The organism is Streptomyces sp. NPDC091387 (assembly GCF_044756945.1).
In the GTDB taxonomy this organism is placed as follows: Bacteria; Actinomycetota; Actinomycetes; order Streptomycetales; family Streptomycetaceae; genus Streptomyces.
The window spans coordinates 600,612-615,669 of the sequence record NZ_JBIVTZ010000001.1 but is presented as its reverse complement, the minus strand read 5'-3'; the positions used below and the strand labels follow the sequence as shown (position 1 = coordinate 615,669).

The window sequence follows — 15,058 nt, the reverse complement described above, 5'->3', positions numbered from 1 at the left end:
AGGGGGAAATGCCCGTCAGGACTCGCGGGCAACCACACCCGGACGGGCTGTCGCCCTCCTCATCAGGCAGTCCGTCCAGCCCTTACGCCGTCACTACGCCGTGCCCGCTAACGTCCCTCCGACCAGCAAAAAGGCCCTCCCGAGGGAGGGCCCGACATCGGCTGGGCTGAGGCGCCCCCGGCAGGACTCGAACCTGCGGCCAAGCGCTTAGAAGGCGCCTGCTCTATCCACTGAGCTACGGGGGCCGGGTGGTGGCCTCGGTGACCTGGAGCCCTGGGACCCGGGCGGTCCGTGACCTGCCGGGACAAGGATAGGGCTCCGATCGCCTGGACCCGGTTGCTTCACCTGCGTGGCACGATGTGGAGGTTCGGTGAAGCGAAACGATAATCGCAGGTAGGTGCGATTCACGCATCGCTTTTGGCGCCTCACGCCCCGGGTGTTGTGCACTCGTTATGCCTGCGCCCCACTCGTCCCCTCTGTCCTGAGGAGGAACCGCCGCGCAGAGGGGTCTATACGCTTCAAAAAGGCGCCAAAATTGGGCATTCTTCGCATGTGGTGACCTTGGACGTACGGCCTCAGCTCATCGACGCACTCTCCGCCCTGCGCGACCGTGTCGCTGCCGTGCGTCTTCCACTCCCGCTGCCGGGTGCTCCACGTGCCAGGCAGACCAGGATCGAGCTGCTCGCCCAGCTCGACGACTATCTGCTGCCCCGCCTCAAGGACCCCGAGGCACCCCTGCTCGCCGTCATCGGCGGGTCCACCGGCGCCGGCAAGTCGACGCTCGTCAACTCCCTTGTGGGGCGCCGGGTCAGCGAGGCCGGAGTGCTGCGGCCGACCACACGAACCCCGGTGCTCGTCTGCCATCCGGATGATCACCACTGGTTCGCGGACATCCGGGTGCTCCCGCAGCTGACCCGGGTCTGGCTGCCGCCCGAGCAGTCCGCGAACCCCGGCCAGTGCGACGACCTCGACGGACTCGACGGGAACGCGGCCGAGGACGGGACCGCGCTGCGCGTCGAGACGGCCGCCGGCCTGCCGCGCGGACTCGCCCTGCTGGACGCCCCCGACATCGACTCGCTGGTCGTGCGCAACCGGGTACTGGCCGCCGAACTCGTCTGCGCGGCGGACGTCTGGGTGATGGTGACCACCGCCGCCCGGTACGCCGACGCCGTGCCCTGGCATCTGCTGCGTACCGCGAAGGAGTACGACGCCTCACTCGTCACCGTCCTGGACCGGGTACCGCACCAGGTGATCGCCGAGGTGTCGCGGCAGTACGGGGCGCTCCTCGCCAAGGCCGGTCTCGGCGAGGTGCCCCGCTTCACCATCCCCGAACTGCCCGAGTCCGCGGGCGGCGGCAGCGGACTGCTGCCCACCACGGCGGTCGCCCCGCTGCGCGCCTGGCTCAGCCACCGCGCACAGGACCCGGCGGCCCGTCAGCAGGCGGTCGGACGTACGGCCGCCGGGGTCATCGACTCGCTCGACGTCCGGATGCCGGCGCTGGCCGGGGCCGTGGCGGCCCAGTACGCGGCCGCCGTGCGGCTGACCGGCGTGGTCGAGGACGCGTACCGGAAGGAGGGCGCACGCGTCCGGCGCCGGCTGCAGAACGGCGGCGCGCTCGCCGGGGACGCCCGGACCCGGTGGCGCGGATACCCGCTGTACAGCACCTCGGAAGAAGTCCTCGAAACCCTGGTGGAGAGCCTCGCCGCCCTCCTGGAGTGCGCGGTGGCGGCCGCCGACGAACAGATCCGGACGACCTGGCAGCGGGAGCCCGCGGCCGCGGTGTTCGGCTTCGGGACGGTGGGCCGGGAGGCGGGGGGATGGGGCCCCGCGGAAGACATCCGGGGCCGGATCGCCATGACCGTACGGCGCTGGCGCAGGGTCCTGGAGGAGCTGGCCGAGGAGGAGGTGCGCCTCATGGAACGCAACGCCGCGCCCGATCCGGAGACCGTCGCCGCCCTGCTGGCCGCCGCTCTGCTGGGCGGCCGCCGGGCCCGCACCGCGGGCGAACAGCTCGCGGAACGCATCGGCGTCCAGGGCGCGGTGCGGCTGCGCGACAAGGGCGGGGCACTGCTCAGCGGCTATCTCGACCAGGTGCTGGGCGGCGAACGCGACCGGCGCCTCGCCCCACTGGACGCACTCGACGTGGCACCCGAGCCGCAAGCCGAACTGATCGCCGCGCTGTCCGTACTGCAGAAGGAGAGGTGGCAGCGATGACTGCCGTCACTGACGAGGGTCCGGGCCAGGGACAGGGGCACGGACCGGAACCGGAGCCGGAGCGGAGCCCGGACGAGGGCCTGGAGAAGGACCGGGACCGGCCGGCCAGGGGCTGGGACGACGGGCTCATCGCCCGCCGCGCCGCCGAGACCGCACCCCAGGCGGCGCCGGAAGCCGCCCCGGAGGACGACGTACGCCCCCAGGTCGAGGCGTACGTCCCCTCCGGCAGCCCGCTCGGCCCCCGCCTGGACGCACTGCGCGAACTCGTCGGACTCTCCAGGGCCCGGCTCGACCGGACCGACCTCGCAGAGGCGGGCCGGGTGCTCGACGAGGCCGCCGCCCGGCAGCGGCTCTCCTCCCGGCACACCGTCGTCGCCGTCGCCGGAGCGAGCGGCAGCGGCAAGTCGACACTCTTCAACGCCCTCGCGGGCGCGCAGATCTCCGAAGCCGGGCTGCGCAGGCCGACCACCGCCGCGCCCATCGCCTGTTCGTGGACGGACGGCGCCGCGGGGCTGCTGGACCGGCTGGCGATCCCGGGACGGCTCAGGCGCCGGCCGCAGCAGGGCGGCGGCACGGCGGCCGACGAGGCGCTTCAGGGGCTCGTCCTGGTCGACCTGCCCGACCACGACTCGGCGGCGGCCGGACACCGTGAACAGGTGGACCGGGTACTGGCGCTGGTCGACGCGGTGGTCTGGGTCGTGGACCCGGAGAAGTACGCGGACGCCGCACTGCACGAGCGCTATCTGCGGCCGCTCGCCGGACACGCCGAGGTCACCTTCGTCGTCCTCAACCAGATCGACCGGCTGCCGGGCGAGGCCGCCGACCAGGTCCTGGACGACCTGCGCCGGCTGCTCGACGAGGACGGCATGGCCCTGGGCGAACACGGCGAACCGGGCGCCACCGTCCTGTCCCTGTCCGCGCTCACCGGCGAAGGGGTGGGCGAACTGCGCGAACTCCTGGGCCGGTTCGTCCAGGAGCGCACGGCCGCTACGCGCCGGCTCTCCGCCGATGTGGACGCCGCCGCGGCCAGACTCCGTCCGGTGTACGTCGCCGAGGGGCGGCCCGGACTGGGGGAGCGGGCCCGGGAGGAGTTCGCCGACCGGCTCGCGGAGGCTGTCGGCGCCGCCGCGGCGGGCCAGGCGGCGGAACGCGAATGGCGCCGCAACGCGGGCCGGGCGTGCGGGACGCCGTGGCTGCGGCTGTGGCGCTGGTACGAGTCCACCAGGCAGCCCCGGAGCCTGGACCGGGCGGCACTCACCGCACCGCCCGAGGAACAGCTCACCGCACGCCAGCGGGTCGAACAGGCGGTACGCACGGTCGCGGACGACGCCGTAGACGGGCTGCCGGGGCCGTGGGCACAAGCGGTGCGCGAGGCCGCGGTGCACGGGGCGCAGGGGCTGCCGGAGGCGCTCGACGAACTGGCCGAGCGGGCCGGCGCGGCGCCGGCGCGGGGCGCGGACCCCGACAGCGGCGAGCCGGCGGAACCCGACGGGCGGACCGGGACGCACCGGGGGCGCGGCGCCAGGCCACCGCGGCCGGCCTGGTGGCCCGCGGCCGTACTGGCACAGGTGGCGATGACGCTGCTTCAGATCTTCGGCGGCCTGTGGCTGATCGGCCAGATCATCGGCGTGCTCGAACCGGGACTGCTGACGCCCGCGCTGGTGATGCTGGCGGGGATCATCGGCGGCCCGCTGGTGGAGTGGTCGTGCGCGGCGGCGGCCCGGGGACCCGCACGACGGTACGGCCAGGAGGCGGAGCGCCGGCTGCGCGAGGCCGCGGCGGCCTGCGGGCGGGCCAGGGTGCTCGATCCTGTGTCGGCGGAACTGGTGCGCTATCGCGAGGTGCGCGAGCGCTATGTGGCGGTGACGGAGTTTTCCACAACGGGCCGTTAGTCCACAGGCCCCAGCAGGAATTCCGCCTCCTCTTCACCATGGGATCAGTGACCGGACGCGAGGGCTCGGGTCACTGAATCCAGACCGAAGGGGAGGCGGAGCCATGAACGAGACCTTGGTGACGCTGGTGGGCAATGCGGCCACCGGTGTGGAGTTCCGGGAGACCGCGAGCGGGGGAATGGCGCGATTCCGGTTCGCGGTGACGCCCCGGCGGTGGGACCGGGAGAAACAGCTCTGGGCGGACGGGCACACCAGCTTCTACACCGTGTGGGCATGGCGGACTCTGGCATCGAATCTGACGGGTTCCGTTTCCGTCGGGGAACCCCTGGTGGTGCACGGCAGGCTGAAGGTGCGTGAGGAGGAACGGGAGGGGCAGCGACGGACGTTCGTGGACATCGAGGCGACGGCGGTGGGCCACGACCTGACCCGGGGCACGTCGGCGTTCCGACGGGTGCTCAGGGGCGAACCGGGGCTGGTGTCGCGCATGGGCGGCCCGGGGGCGGCCGAGCCGGACCGATGGGCTGTGCGCGAGGTGTCCGGCCGGGACCAGCCGCCACCACAGACGGCACCGGACCAGCCGGATCAACTGGATGAACTGGATGAGTCAGCTCAGTCAGGCGGGCCCAATCAGCCGACGCGGACGGGCGATTCGGATCAGCCGGACCGGCCGGATCGGGCGGAACGCCCAACGGCCAGGCGGCGGACGGTTCGCAGGAAAAGCGGCCCAGAACTCGTGTCCGCACCCTGACCGGACGGACGCAACGGCCTCTGGCCCAAGCGTTACCGGGGATAACGATTCCGAGTCGGAATGGTTATCCGACGGTATGACGGGGGACTGTGCTTCGCTTCGTCCTTAGGATTCCCCAGTACTCACAGGGCACTTGAGTCGGCAGGCGGGACATTCCCCACACGCGCACCAGGCGCGAGGGTCTCGCCCGGAGGGGAATTCTGTGTTTTTTGCTTCTTCAGCGACCGCCTCGTCATCAAGGACGACGGTCGGTTCCCGGCGGATGCGGGGCATATCCCGCCTGGCGGCGTCGGTGGTGGCATCCGGTCTGGTCATGGCCGGCACCCTCGCCGGGGCGGGCGGTGCGGCTGCCGACGAGGCGCCTCAGCACCAGGGCGGCGCGAGCGCGGTACTGGACGGGTTGAAGACGTACGACGTCGCGGTGCTCCACGCGGACGGCAAGGAGCAGAGACTGCCCGCCGGGCTCTTCGAGATGACCGTCGACGGCGGCGGCAAGCTCAAGACGTACTGCATCGACATTCACAACCCCACCCAGGACCAGGCGAAGTACCTGGAGACCCCCTGGGCCCAGACCTCGCTGGGAAGCAACAAGAACGCCGGCCGGATCCGCTGGATCCTCGAGCACTCCTACCCGCAGATCGACGACCTCTCGGCACTCGCGGAGGCGGCGGGCACCGGGCCGCTCACCGAGAAGACCGCGGCGGCGGGCACCCAGGTCGCCATCTGGCGCTTCTCTGACGACGCCGACGTCGACGCGTCGGACGGCCAGGCGGAGAAGCTCGCGGACTGGCTGGAGAAGTCCGCCACCGACACGGCGGAGCCCAAGCCGTCCCTCGCCCTGGACCCCGCCGCCGTGTCCGGCCGGTCCGGCGAGCGGCTGGGTCCGGTCACCGTCCGCACCAACGCCGGTCAGGTCTCGGTGGCCCCGCCCGCCGACTCCGCCAGCGGCATCAAGGTCACCGACAAGAAGGGCAAGGCCGTCACCACGGCGGTCAACGGCTCCGAGCTCTACTTCGACGTTCCGGCCGCTTCCGCAGACGGTTCGGCCTCACTGACCGTCCAGGCCACCACCTCGGTACCGGTCGGCCGGGCCTTCGCCGGAGTGACCAGGAGCCAGACCCAGATCCTGGCCGGCTCCAGCGAGTCCACGGTCTCGGCGAGCGCCGCCGCGACCTGGGCCAAGAAGGGCGCGATGCCCGCGGTCTCCGCGAAGAAGAACTGCGCCAAGGGCGGTGTGGACGTCACCGCGAGCAACAAGGGCGACGAGGCGTTCACCTTCGAACTGGCCGGAGCGGAGCACACCGTCGAGGCGGGCAAGTCCGAGACGGTGACCGTGCCGGTCGCCGAGGACCAGGCGTACGACGTCACGATCACCGGGCCGGGCGGGTTCACGAAGACGTTCAAGGGCGTGCTGGACTGCAAGACCAGCGGCGACACCACCACCGGCGGCCTCGACACCCAGACCGCCGACCAGCCCAGCACGACCACCGCCACGGCCGGCGGCAGCTCCGCGGGCGCCGAGGGAGACCTCGCCGAGACCGGCAGCTCCAACGCCACCCCGATCATCGCGGGAATCGCGATCGCCCTGGTCGTCATCGGCGGCGGCGCGGTCTTCCTCCTCCGCCGACGCAAGGGCCAGCCCTCCGGCGAGTGATGAACCGTAGGCACACGGTCACGGTGTGCTGACGACGGCCCCGGTACGCAGCCGCGTACCGGGGCCGTCACATATCGCGGGGCCGGACTCCGGGATCCCGCTCGGTCGGGGACGATGCCGGTGGATGCCCAGCGGACACAGAAGCAGTTCCCGCCGGGCGCTAGGTGACCGGCGGCGACAGGCAGTGACAGATCACCCGCGCGGGCGGACAGGCAGAGGGCCAGGTCACGGCCGCCCGCTGATACGGGTTTCCATCAGGGGGTGGCCGTCAGGCAAGATGGGGTGTGTCTTGCGGTACCTAGGCACAAAAGGGCCCCTGACCAGCGGCGGAGCCGCAAGACAGGGGCCGGTTCGGGGCCGTGGGCCGGTAGGGGGCCGGTAGCTGCCCGTCAGGCCGCTTCCGGGAGCACCAGCGGGCGGATGCGCTGGAACACCGACGACACGGCCTCGCGTGCTTTCTCCTCGCTGCTCGGCAGGAGGTGGGTGTAGATCTTCAGCGTGAACCCCGGGTCGGAGTGCCCCAGGTAGACGCTAAGAGCCTTGATGCTGCCTCCGGCCTCCAGGACCACCGAGGCGTAGAAGTGCCGCAGCGCGTGCATCCCGTCGTCCGGGGCGGCGGCGTAGCGCCGCTCGCCCTTCCCGCGCGGAGGGATGACGCCCGCCGTGGCAAGGGCGGGCTTCCACACGAAGTCGTCAAAGTAGCTTCGCCAGATCGCGTTGCCTACACCGCTGGTGAACACCAGCTCCATCGTCGTCGGCGGCCCGTCCGGGGTCTTCCAGGGCAACGTGACCGGCACGGGCGGGAACAGGTCCATGTGTTCCCGCAAGCCTGCCCCCACCACGGGACTGAGGGGCGTGTCCCGGAGCTTGCCGCGCTTCGGCGGGGCGAACACCAGGGTTCCGCCCACGCGCTTGATCTGCTGACGGACGTGCACCCAACCCGTGGCGAAGTCGACGTTGGACTTGGCGAGGCCGAACACCTCCCCCTGACGCAGCCCGCAGCCTCCGCCGGCGTCCACGGTGGCCGCGTACCGCGCGGGCAGCCCGTCGCGAACGGCCAACACGCGCTCCTGGGACCAGGGAACGATCAGCCGGTCTTCCGGGACCGGGGCCTTGACCGACTGGACGTGACACGGGTTCGACTTGAGAACCTTGTCGTCCACCGCTGCGTTGAACAGCGCCGAGACCGAGTCGTAGATGGCGCGGCGGTAGGTGCCGTTCGGTACTGCCAACTGGAGACTGTTCAGCCACGTCCGCACGTGCTCGGGCTTGAACGACCCCATCGGACGCGTCCGCATGTAGGGCACCGCGTGGAGCCGGATGCGCCTGCGTACGACCTCCTGACTGACCTGGTCGGCAGTCAACCCGCCGAGGTACTTCTCGGCGTACTCACCGAAGGTGACCCGACCCGCTTTCGGGTCGACATAGTTCCCCGCGTCCATGTCGGCTTCGATGCGCGTCAGCCACTTGTCGGCCCGGCTTTTCTGCCGGTCCGGGAAGCTCTCCGACTTCTCGGTGCCGTCCGGGCCGAAGTAGCGGGCCCGATAACGCATCCCGATGCCGTGGCGATCAGTCTTGACGCGAACGGTCTTGCCATCCGGGGTCGTCTCTTCCTTGAACCAACGGTCCTGAACGTAGCCAGCCATGCGGGCTGTGACCCTTCGTAGGTGGTGGTGGAGTGCTGGAGAGGGAGGCGTGGGCCCCCTCTCGGGATGGCGCTCGGAGCGGCTTTTCAGGAGGGACGCCGGGTGCCTCCCCACCTCCCCACCTCCCCACCTGGAGTGTTTTGGCTGATCAGCCTGGGGGGGCGGGTTGGGGAGGCGGTTGGGGAGAACTCCCCAGGATGTGCGCGACTCCCCAACTCCCTCCCCCGGGTTGAGCGGTGCTTCGAGGAGCGGGCCGCGACCCCCTTTACCGCCCTTACCTCGCAGGTGGGAGCCCCTTACCTGCCCCTCTACCGGGGTAAAGGGCCCCCTCTACTGGCGGGCGCCGTACGGAGGCGTTCGGTGCGCGTAGTGGCGGGCGGATTCCGGGTGCCGGGTAGAGGGGAGGGCTTTACCTCCCCCTCGTGCGGGCCGAGGGTCAGGCGGCGTCGTGGGCGGTCTGCTCGTGAACCCAGGCGTGTACGGCGGCGGGGTCATAGCGCAGGTACTTGCCGATGCGGACGGCGGGCGGTCCGAGCTTCTTGCGGCGCCATGCGTAGACGGTCTCGACGCTCGGCAGGCTGAACATCGCGACCAAGTCTTCCGGGGTGAGGTAGCGGTCGGGAAGTCCGCCGCGCAGAGTCTCAATCGGCTTGCTGGTCATGGGCGTTGGTGACTCCTCGTCTCCGGGCGGGCGGTGCGTGGGAGCAGTGCGGGCTTCGGCCTGTCGGGTCGGCCGGCGGGGGCGGTGGCCGGTGGTCGGGGGGACGCGCGGGCCGGGAAACCGACCGGGCGTTCACGGCGTTCACGGGTCTGTTCACGGCGGCCGACCGAGTGTTCACGGTGTCCGCGAGGTTGTTCACGGGCGGTGGTGGCCGCCTCGCGGGCGTGAGCGATCCGGGCCAGCAGCAGCCACAGGGCCACCGGGGAAGACGCAGCGGTCGGGTGGCTGTTCACGGTGGCCCGACCGGGCGTAACCTGCCCGGTCTTCCGGTCGGTGAGGAGCGCGGGTGCGGGGGTGATCGGGGCCGTGAACACGGTGGGGGCCCCGTGAACAAGCGTCGTGTTCACGGCCGTACCGGTCGGCTGCGGCGGGCCGTACCGGCGCAGCAGGAGGAGTGCGAGGGAGAGCGGGAGACGGTTGGCCTTGGCGTGGTTGCACGGTCGGCAGGCCAAGGTGAGGTGACCGACCGACCAGGTCGGGAAGAGCGAGTGGGGGACGATGTGGTCGATCGTGGGTTCGCGTGTGGCCGTGAACGGGCGCAGGCAGTACGTGCAGCGGGCGCCGTGTCGGCGGGCGAGTTGTTCCCGGCGATGGCGGCGCCGGGCGGCGGATAAGCGGCGGGTGCTCACAGAAGGGTTCTCCAGGGCGTGACGGGGGTGTGACGCGGGTCGTCACGCAGGTCAGGTGTAGACCGACCGGGGGTCGATCGGTCGGGCAGGAGGGGCGATCGGGGTCGACTGGTCACCACTGGGCGCGCAGGGGGCGAGCCCACCGGTTGCCGGGTCCGGGCGGCGGTGCGGCCCCGATCTGAAAGGCGCCGTCGTCGGTCCGTACGACGAGTGGCAGGGGCACGGGGACGTTGCTGCGGATCAGGTCGAAGCAGTGCCGGGTGCGCTGGCGGTCGGGCAGGAGTCGGCGGTAGAGCCAGCTACCGCTGTTGCCGGGGTCGGGGATGTGGGCCAGGTCGGCGGCGACCGCGCGCCCGAGCTGGATGAGGACGGCGGCGGGGACGCGGGCCGCGCCGTCGCGGATCTGGCGGGCGAGGCGGCGGGGGTCGAGTCGGCTGGCGCCCAGAGTGTGGGCGTAGCCGGACAGGGCCAGCGCGGCGGCTTCACCGGCCGTCATGGGCCGCGAGCGGGCACCCTGGTACCTGAAGGACAAGGCCAGCCGGTAGGCGTACCAGCGGCAGACGCCGACCTCCGGGAACTCGACCGCGTCCAGCCCGGAGAAGGCGTCGGTGCACTGGACGAGTCCGGCGGGGCCGAGGTCGGCCACGGACGTGTTCAGGAGGGCGTACAGGGTGTCGGTGGTGATGCCGGGCACGGCGTGTTCGTCGGTGTAGACCTCGAACAGGGCCGCCGCGGTCTCCTCGCGGCACAGCTCACCGCCCGCCACGGGGACGGAGAGCGGGCCCGCCCCGCTCGCACGGGCCACCAGGGCACCGTGCGGGCGGGAGGGGACGCGGGCGAACAGGGCCGCTGTGTGCATGGCCGGGGCGTTCATGCCGTCACCCCGAAGACCCTGGTCACCGTGCGGGCCACGAGCGCCGCGTAGTCGTGCTCCGGGGCCTGCGGGCGGTCCAGCAGGCGGGCCGCCAGAGCGCCGCGCGCCCTCCGGTCCTCCGTGCGGGCCGTCAGCAGCGCGAACTCCAGACAAGTCACGACCAGGTGGTCGTCGGCGAGTTCGTCGGCGTAGAGATTCGCCCCGGGGGTGAAGGCCAGCAGGCCCACCAGCTCCGAGAACGACAGACCGTCGATCGCGACCTGATCCAGCAGGCTGACGACCAGCGTGGAGTCCGCAACGGCGGTAACGCTGCTCACCGGCCGAGCGATACGAGGGAGGGTGGTTTCAGGCATCATGAGATGGCCCCTTCAAGGGTCAAGGGGAGCGACGAACTTCTGTGGCGGAGGGGCGTCGCTCCCACTGGCTTGAGCCACTTACTGGCTTGAGCCAGTTGAGCATGACGGTCCGCTGAACGTCAAGCCACTGGCTCAAGCCAGTTGTATAATGGCGATATGACCCCGTCTGGAAACGCCGAAAGTCAGCCCCCCGCCAGCAGGCTCATTGCTCAGGCGCTCCGATCTGCCATCGAGTCCGGCGAGCTTCAACCGGGGGACAGGGTCCCTTCGGAACGGACGCTCGCAGAGCAGTACGGAGCCGCGCGCAACACCGCCCGTGAGGCGATCCGGCTACTCGCTGAACAGGGGCTTGTCGTTGCCAAGCACGGACGCGGCGTCTTCGTGCGAGAGCCCCGCCGCCTCTTCCGGTTCGGAAGCGATCGGTACTCGCTCAAGAACCGTGAAACGGGCCTGACCCCCTTCCGCCTGGAGGCCAAGCGTCAAGGGAAGACCGCCCGTATTGACGTTCCTTCGATTGCCCGAGAGGTGCCGCCCTCCGACGTCGCGGAGCGGTTGGGAGTACCTCCGGAAGAGCGGAGCGTCGTGCATCGAGAGAACCACTACTTCGCGGATGACGAGCCTGTTCAGATCGTCTCGACCTACCTCAAGTGGGCTGAGGCGGAGGGCACGTTGCTTATGGAAGCGAAAAGCGGCCCCAACGGCATCTACGGCCGCCTCGAAGAACTCGGCCACGCCATGACGACGATTCGGGACGAGATCATTGCGCGGATGCCCACGCCCCACGAAGCCGCTGTCCTCGGGCTCTCGGCCGGCGTGCCCGTGCTGGAGGTCTTGCACACCAGCTTCGACCAGGAGGGTGCGGCCTTCGAGGTGTCCCGGTACGTTCACCGGTCTGACCTCACTGGTCTGAAGTATGAACTGGCCGTTCAGTAGTGCTCGGGGAGGAGGCTCCGTTGCCCGAGGTAGTCGTTAGGCCGCGAACCAGCGCGGACATTCCTCGGGCGGCATCTGCGCTGGTCGCGGTGCACGCGGTGGACGGATACCCCGTAGAGGGGGTCGACCACCCTCAGGAGTGGCTGACAGCCACCGAGGCCCTCCAAGCATGGGTGGCTGTCGCAGACGGAGACGTGGTTGGTCACGTCTCCGTGAACCGACCGGCTGGTGAAGGCGCCGTGGCTCTATGGAAGCAGCGCGCTGGCGCGGACGAGACGAAGGTAGGCGTGCTCGCCCGGCTATTCGTGCTCCCTGACGCGCGAAAGCGATCTGTGGGTGAACGCCTGGTGCGAGCGGCCCAAGCCTATGGAGACCGTCACGGCCTGAGGCTGGTGCTCGACGTGATGGTCAAGGACAGCTCCGCCATTCGTCTCTATCGGCGGCTCGGATGGGAAGAGATCGGCCGCATCGTGCACCCCCTCGAAGACGGGGAGGGTGTGGAAGCGGTGGCTCTCGTCTCACCTGCGGAAGGCTGATCCGCCCTCCTCCCTCTCTTCAGGTCCGCTACTTCCGCTACGCCGCTACATCGCAGGTCAGAGGCATGATTCGTGTAGCGGATAGCTCCCGCCACTCGAAGAGCGCGGGTCAGGGCGAACAGCAACGGGGACGCCTTCGGCGACGACCTTCGGCGCACCACTGCCGGATGCGGCCGGGGTCGGTTCGGCGCTGACGAGGTTGGTGGCTAGTGCAGACGGCTCTTAAATGGGGGCGGTCGACTGCAGTGCCGGAGAGAGTAGCCCCCCACTTAAGAGCGTCCTTGGTCACCGAATGAGCAGAGCTATCCCACGAGGCCTCACTGGAAGTCGACTCCCCCCTCCCCCCGGAATCCTCGGTTACATCGGTTACACCCCTCCCATTGGGCCCCTGACCTGCGGCGTACCTGTAACCGATTGGGGCGGTGTAACCGGAACGCTTCCGGTTACACCGCCCCGCCCTCCACCACCTGTAACCGCACGCCATCGGTTACACCCCACCCATCGGTTACAGAAATCATGCCCCTGACCTGCGGTGTAACCGATGTAACCGACGTAACCGCACCTGTGAGGCCGAACCGAGCGAAGCCCCAGCCCGCGCTTCTCGCGTGGCGGGTCCTATTCGCCACGCGAGAAGCCGGTTCCGGGTCTCCGGAGGGCCCCTACGCGTGCGCGCGAGAGCCCGGAAACCTGTCACGCCGCGTCCCCACGGGGCTCGTGACGACTGAACGGGAGTGCGGTGACCAAACGGGCCCGGGAAGGGGTTCGTTGGCCCTGCGGGGCGTGTACGGCCTCGGTGGCGTGCGCTCCTGCTGGAGCGCACGCTTGTCGCTTGTCGTGCACCCGCACGCTCATACTTCCCGCTGGACTCGAACCACCGTCTGACCTGGACGCCGACAAGCGACAGGCGATAAGCGACAAGCGGGGGAGGAGGCCCGCGCCGGGCCGGAACGCCTGCGTGGCCAGGACACCGAAAGTGCAGCTCATCGCGCGGATCACTGGGCCGGTTGTGGGCCGGTAGACGACAACCAATGATGGCCAGAGATGACGAATGACGACAGGTACCGGAAGGGCCTTAGGTGCTCCGCCGCAGCTCAGAGGCGCTGACAGTGCGCGTTTCCCCTTGGGGGTGGCCGTCAGGCAAGATGGGGTGTATCTGCCCACTCATCGATTGCCGGACGGTTTCTCTTGGCTGAGTACATCTACACGATGCGCAAGACACGCAAGGCGCACGGCGACAAGGTCATCCTTGACGACGTGACGCTGAGCTTCCTGCCCGGCGCGAAGATCGGTGTGGTGGGTCCCAACGGTGCCGGTAAGTCCACGGTGCTGAAGATCATGGCGGGACTGGAGCAGCCGTCCAACGGTGACGCCTTCCTGTCGCCCGGGTTCAGCGTCGGCATCCTCATGCAGGAGCCCAAGCTCGACGAGTCGAAGTCCGTGCTGGAGAACGTGCAGGACGGCGCCGCCGAGATCATGGGCAAGCTGAAGCGCTTCAACGAGGTCGCCGAGGAAATGGCGACCGACTACACCGAAGCGCTCATGGACGAGATGGGCAAGCTCCAGGAGGACCTGGACCACGCCAACGCGTGGGACCTGGACGCGCAGCTGGAGCAGGCCATGGACGCCCTGGGCTGCCCGCCCGGCGACTGGCCCGTCGTCAACCTCTCCGGTGGCGAGAAGCGCCGTGTCGCGCTCTGCAAGCTGCTCATCGAGGCCCCGGACCTGCTGCTGCTCGACGAGCCCACCAACCACCTCGACGCCGAGTCGGTGAACTGGCTGGAGCAGCACCTCTCGAAGTACGCGGGCGCCGTGGTCGCCGTCACCCACGACCGGTACTTCCTGAACAACGTCGCCGAGTGGATCCTCGAACTCGACCGCGGCCGCGCCATCCCCTACGAGGGCAACTACTCCACGTACCTGGAGAAGAAGTCCACCCGCCTCAAGGTCGAGGGCCGCAAGGACGAGAAGCGGCAGAAGCGGCTCAAGGAAGAGCTGGAGTGGGTCCGCTCCAACGCCAAGGGCCGGCAGACCAAGTCCAAGGCACGTCTTGCTCGTTACGAGGAGATGGCGGCCGAGGCGGACAAGATGCGGAAGCTGGACTTCGAGGAGATCCAGATCCCGCCGGGCCCGCGCCTCGGTTCCATCGTCGTCAACGTCGAGCACCTCTCGAAGGCGTTCGGCGACAAGGTCCTCATCGACGACCTGTCGTTCACGCTGCCGCGCAACGGCATCGTCGGCGTCATCGGCCCGAACGGTGCGGGCAAGACCACGCTGTTCAAGATGATCCAGGGCTTGGAGACACCGGACTCCGGCTCCATCAAGGTCGGCGACACGGTCAAGATCTCCTACGTCGACCAGTCCCGCTCCAACATCGACCCGAAGAAGTCCCTCTGGGCCGTCGTGTCGGACGAGCTGGACTACATCAACGTCGGCCAGGTCGAGATGCCGTCGCGGGCGTACGTCTCCGCGTTCGGCTTCAAGGGCCCGGACCAGCAGAAGCCGGCCGGTGTGCTCTCCGGTGGTGAGCGCAACCGCCTCAACCTGGCGCTGACGCTCAAGGAGGGCGGCAACCTGCTGCTCCTCGACGAGCCCACCAACGACCTCGACGTCGAGACCCTCTCCTCGCTGGAGAACGCACTCCTGGAGTTCCCGGGTGCGGCCGTGGTCATCTCCCACGACCGTTGGTTCCTGGACCGCGTCGCCACGCACATCCTGGCGTACGAGGGCGACTCCAAGTGGTACTGGTTCGAGGGCAACTTCGAGTCGTACGAGAAGAACAAGGTCGAGCGTCTCGGCGCGGACGCGGCCCGTCCGCACCGCGCCACCTACAAGAAGCTCACGCGAGGCTGATCGTC

12 protein-coding genes and 1 tRNA gene are annotated in these 15,058 nt (G+C 69.8%); 7 read left to right on the top strand and 6 right to left on the bottom strand.

Features of this window, described 5'->3' with window-relative positions:
• Positions 1–172 precede the first annotated feature (172 nt).
• Positions 173–245: transfer RNA gene (locus ACIQM0_RS02920), tRNA-Arg, on the bottom strand.
• Positions 246–561: 316 nt separating this feature from the next.
• On the opposite strand from ACIQM0_RS02920, the gene ACIQM0_RS02915 reads away from it, so the two are divergent.
• From ACIQM0_RS02915 to ACIQM0_RS02900, 4 genes are all read left to right on the top strand, one after another.
• Positions 562–2,214: a dynamin family protein gene (locus ACIQM0_RS02915; protein ID WP_401283390.1), complete on the top strand. Its 1,653-nt coding sequence runs from the start codon at positions 562–564 to the stop codon at positions 2,212–2,214.
• Positions 2,211–4,106, top strand: coding sequence for a GTPase (locus tag ACIQM0_RS02910; RefSeq protein ID WP_401282887.1), 1,896 nt, complete (start codon positions 2,211–2,213; stop codon positions 4,104–4,106). Before ACIQM0_RS02915 ends, ACIQM0_RS02910 begins: the two co-directional genes overlap by 4 nt.
• 103 nt (positions 4,107–4,209) lie before the next feature.
• Entirely contained in the window at positions 4,210–4,854 is a 645-nt protein-coding gene (locus tag ACIQM0_RS02905) for a single-stranded DNA-binding protein (protein WP_401282884.1), read from the top strand.
• Positions 4,855–5,056: 202 nt separating this feature from the next.
• On the top strand, positions 5,057–6,508 hold the full coding sequence (locus ACIQM0_RS02900) for an LAETG motif-containing sortase-dependent surface protein (protein WP_401282881.1): 1,452 nt from the start codon (positions 5,057–5,059) through the stop codon (positions 6,506–6,508).
• Between the two features lie 389 nt (positions 6,509–6,897).
• Here ACIQM0_RS02900 and ACIQM0_RS02895 read toward each other — a convergent pair whose 3' ends face one another.
• The 5 genes from ACIQM0_RS02895 to ACIQM0_RS02875 all read right to left on the bottom strand — a co-directional run bounded on the left by ACIQM0_RS02895 (position 6,898) and on the right by ACIQM0_RS02875 (position 10,695).
• Positions 6,898–8,154, bottom strand: coding sequence for a tyrosine-type recombinase/integrase (locus tag ACIQM0_RS02895; RefSeq protein WP_401282878.1), 1,257 nt, complete (start codon positions 8,152–8,154; stop codon positions 6,898–6,900).
• Between the two features lie 436 nt (positions 8,155–8,590).
• Complete coding sequence (locus tag ACIQM0_RS02890; protein WP_401282875.1) at positions 8,591–8,815, bottom strand: helix-turn-helix transcriptional regulator; 225 nt, start codon at positions 8,813–8,815, stop codon at positions 8,591–8,593.
• Entirely contained in the window at positions 8,812–9,504 is a 693-nt protein-coding gene (locus ACIQM0_RS02885) for an HNH endonuclease (RefSeq protein WP_401282873.1), read from the bottom strand. The genes ACIQM0_RS02890 and ACIQM0_RS02885 overlap by 4 nt, the downstream gene beginning before the upstream one ends.
• A gap of 112 nt (positions 9,505–9,616) precedes the next feature.
• Positions 9,617–10,378 carry a hypothetical protein gene (locus ACIQM0_RS02880; RefSeq protein WP_401282870.1) on the bottom strand — a complete coding sequence of 254 codons (762 nt, stop codon included), beginning with the start codon at positions 10,376–10,378 and terminating at the stop codon, positions 9,617–9,619.
• Positions 10,375–10,695 carry a hypothetical protein gene (locus ACIQM0_RS02875; protein ID WP_401282868.1) on the bottom strand — a complete coding sequence of 107 codons (321 nt, stop codon included), beginning with the start codon at positions 10,693–10,695 and terminating at the stop codon, positions 10,375–10,377. The genes ACIQM0_RS02880 and ACIQM0_RS02875 overlap by 4 nt, the downstream gene beginning before the upstream one ends.
• Before the next feature lie 195 nt (positions 10,696–10,890).
• On the opposite strand from ACIQM0_RS02875, the gene ACIQM0_RS02870 reads away from it, so the two are divergent.
• The 3 genes from ACIQM0_RS02870 to ettA all read left to right on the top strand — a co-directional run bounded on the left by ACIQM0_RS02870 (position 10,891) and on the right by ettA (position 15,053).
• Positions 10,891–11,667, top strand: a complete 777-nt coding sequence (locus tag ACIQM0_RS02870) for a GntR family transcriptional regulator (RefSeq protein WP_401282865.1) — start codon at positions 10,891–10,893, stop codon at positions 11,665–11,667.
• A 20-nt stretch (positions 11,668–11,687) separates the two neighbouring features.
• Positions 11,688–12,203 carry a GNAT family N-acetyltransferase gene (locus tag ACIQM0_RS02865; RefSeq protein ID WP_401282862.1) on the top strand — a complete coding sequence of 172 codons (516 nt, stop codon included), beginning with the start codon at positions 11,688–11,690 and terminating at the stop codon, positions 12,201–12,203.
• 1,185 nt (positions 12,204–13,388) lie between these two features.
• Positions 13,389–15,053: an energy-dependent translational throttle protein EttA gene (gene ettA / locus ACIQM0_RS02860; protein WP_363029721.1), complete on the top strand. Its 1,665-nt coding sequence runs from the start codon at positions 13,389–13,391 to the stop codon at positions 15,051–15,053.
• Positions 15,054–15,058 lie beyond the last annotated feature (5 nt).

Excerpts from the sequence above, each read along its gene's own strand:
- ACIQM0_RS02910 (WP_401282887.1), top strand. The coding sequence starts at position 2,211 with ATGACTGCCGTCACTGACGAGGGTCCGGGCCAGGGACAGGGGCACGGA.
- ACIQM0_RS02905 (WP_401282884.1), top strand. The coding sequence starts at position 4,210 with ATGAACGAGACCTTGGTGACGCTGGTGGGCAATGCGGCCACCGGTGTG.
- ACIQM0_RS02895 (WP_401282878.1), bottom strand. The coding sequence starts at position 8,154 with ATGGCTGGCTACGTTCAGGACCGTTGGTTCAAGGAAGAGACGACCCCG.
- ACIQM0_RS02890 (WP_401282875.1), bottom strand. The coding sequence starts at position 8,815 with ATGACCAGCAAGCCGATTGAGACTCTGCGCGGCGGACTTCCCGACCGC.
- ACIQM0_RS02880 (WP_401282870.1), bottom strand. The coding sequence starts at position 10,378 with ATGAACGCCCCGGCCATGCACACAGCGGCCCTGTTCGCCCGCGTCCCC.
- ACIQM0_RS02870 (WP_401282865.1), top strand. The coding sequence starts at position 10,891 with ATGACCCCGTCTGGAAACGCCGAAAGTCAGCCCCCCGCCAGCAGGCTC.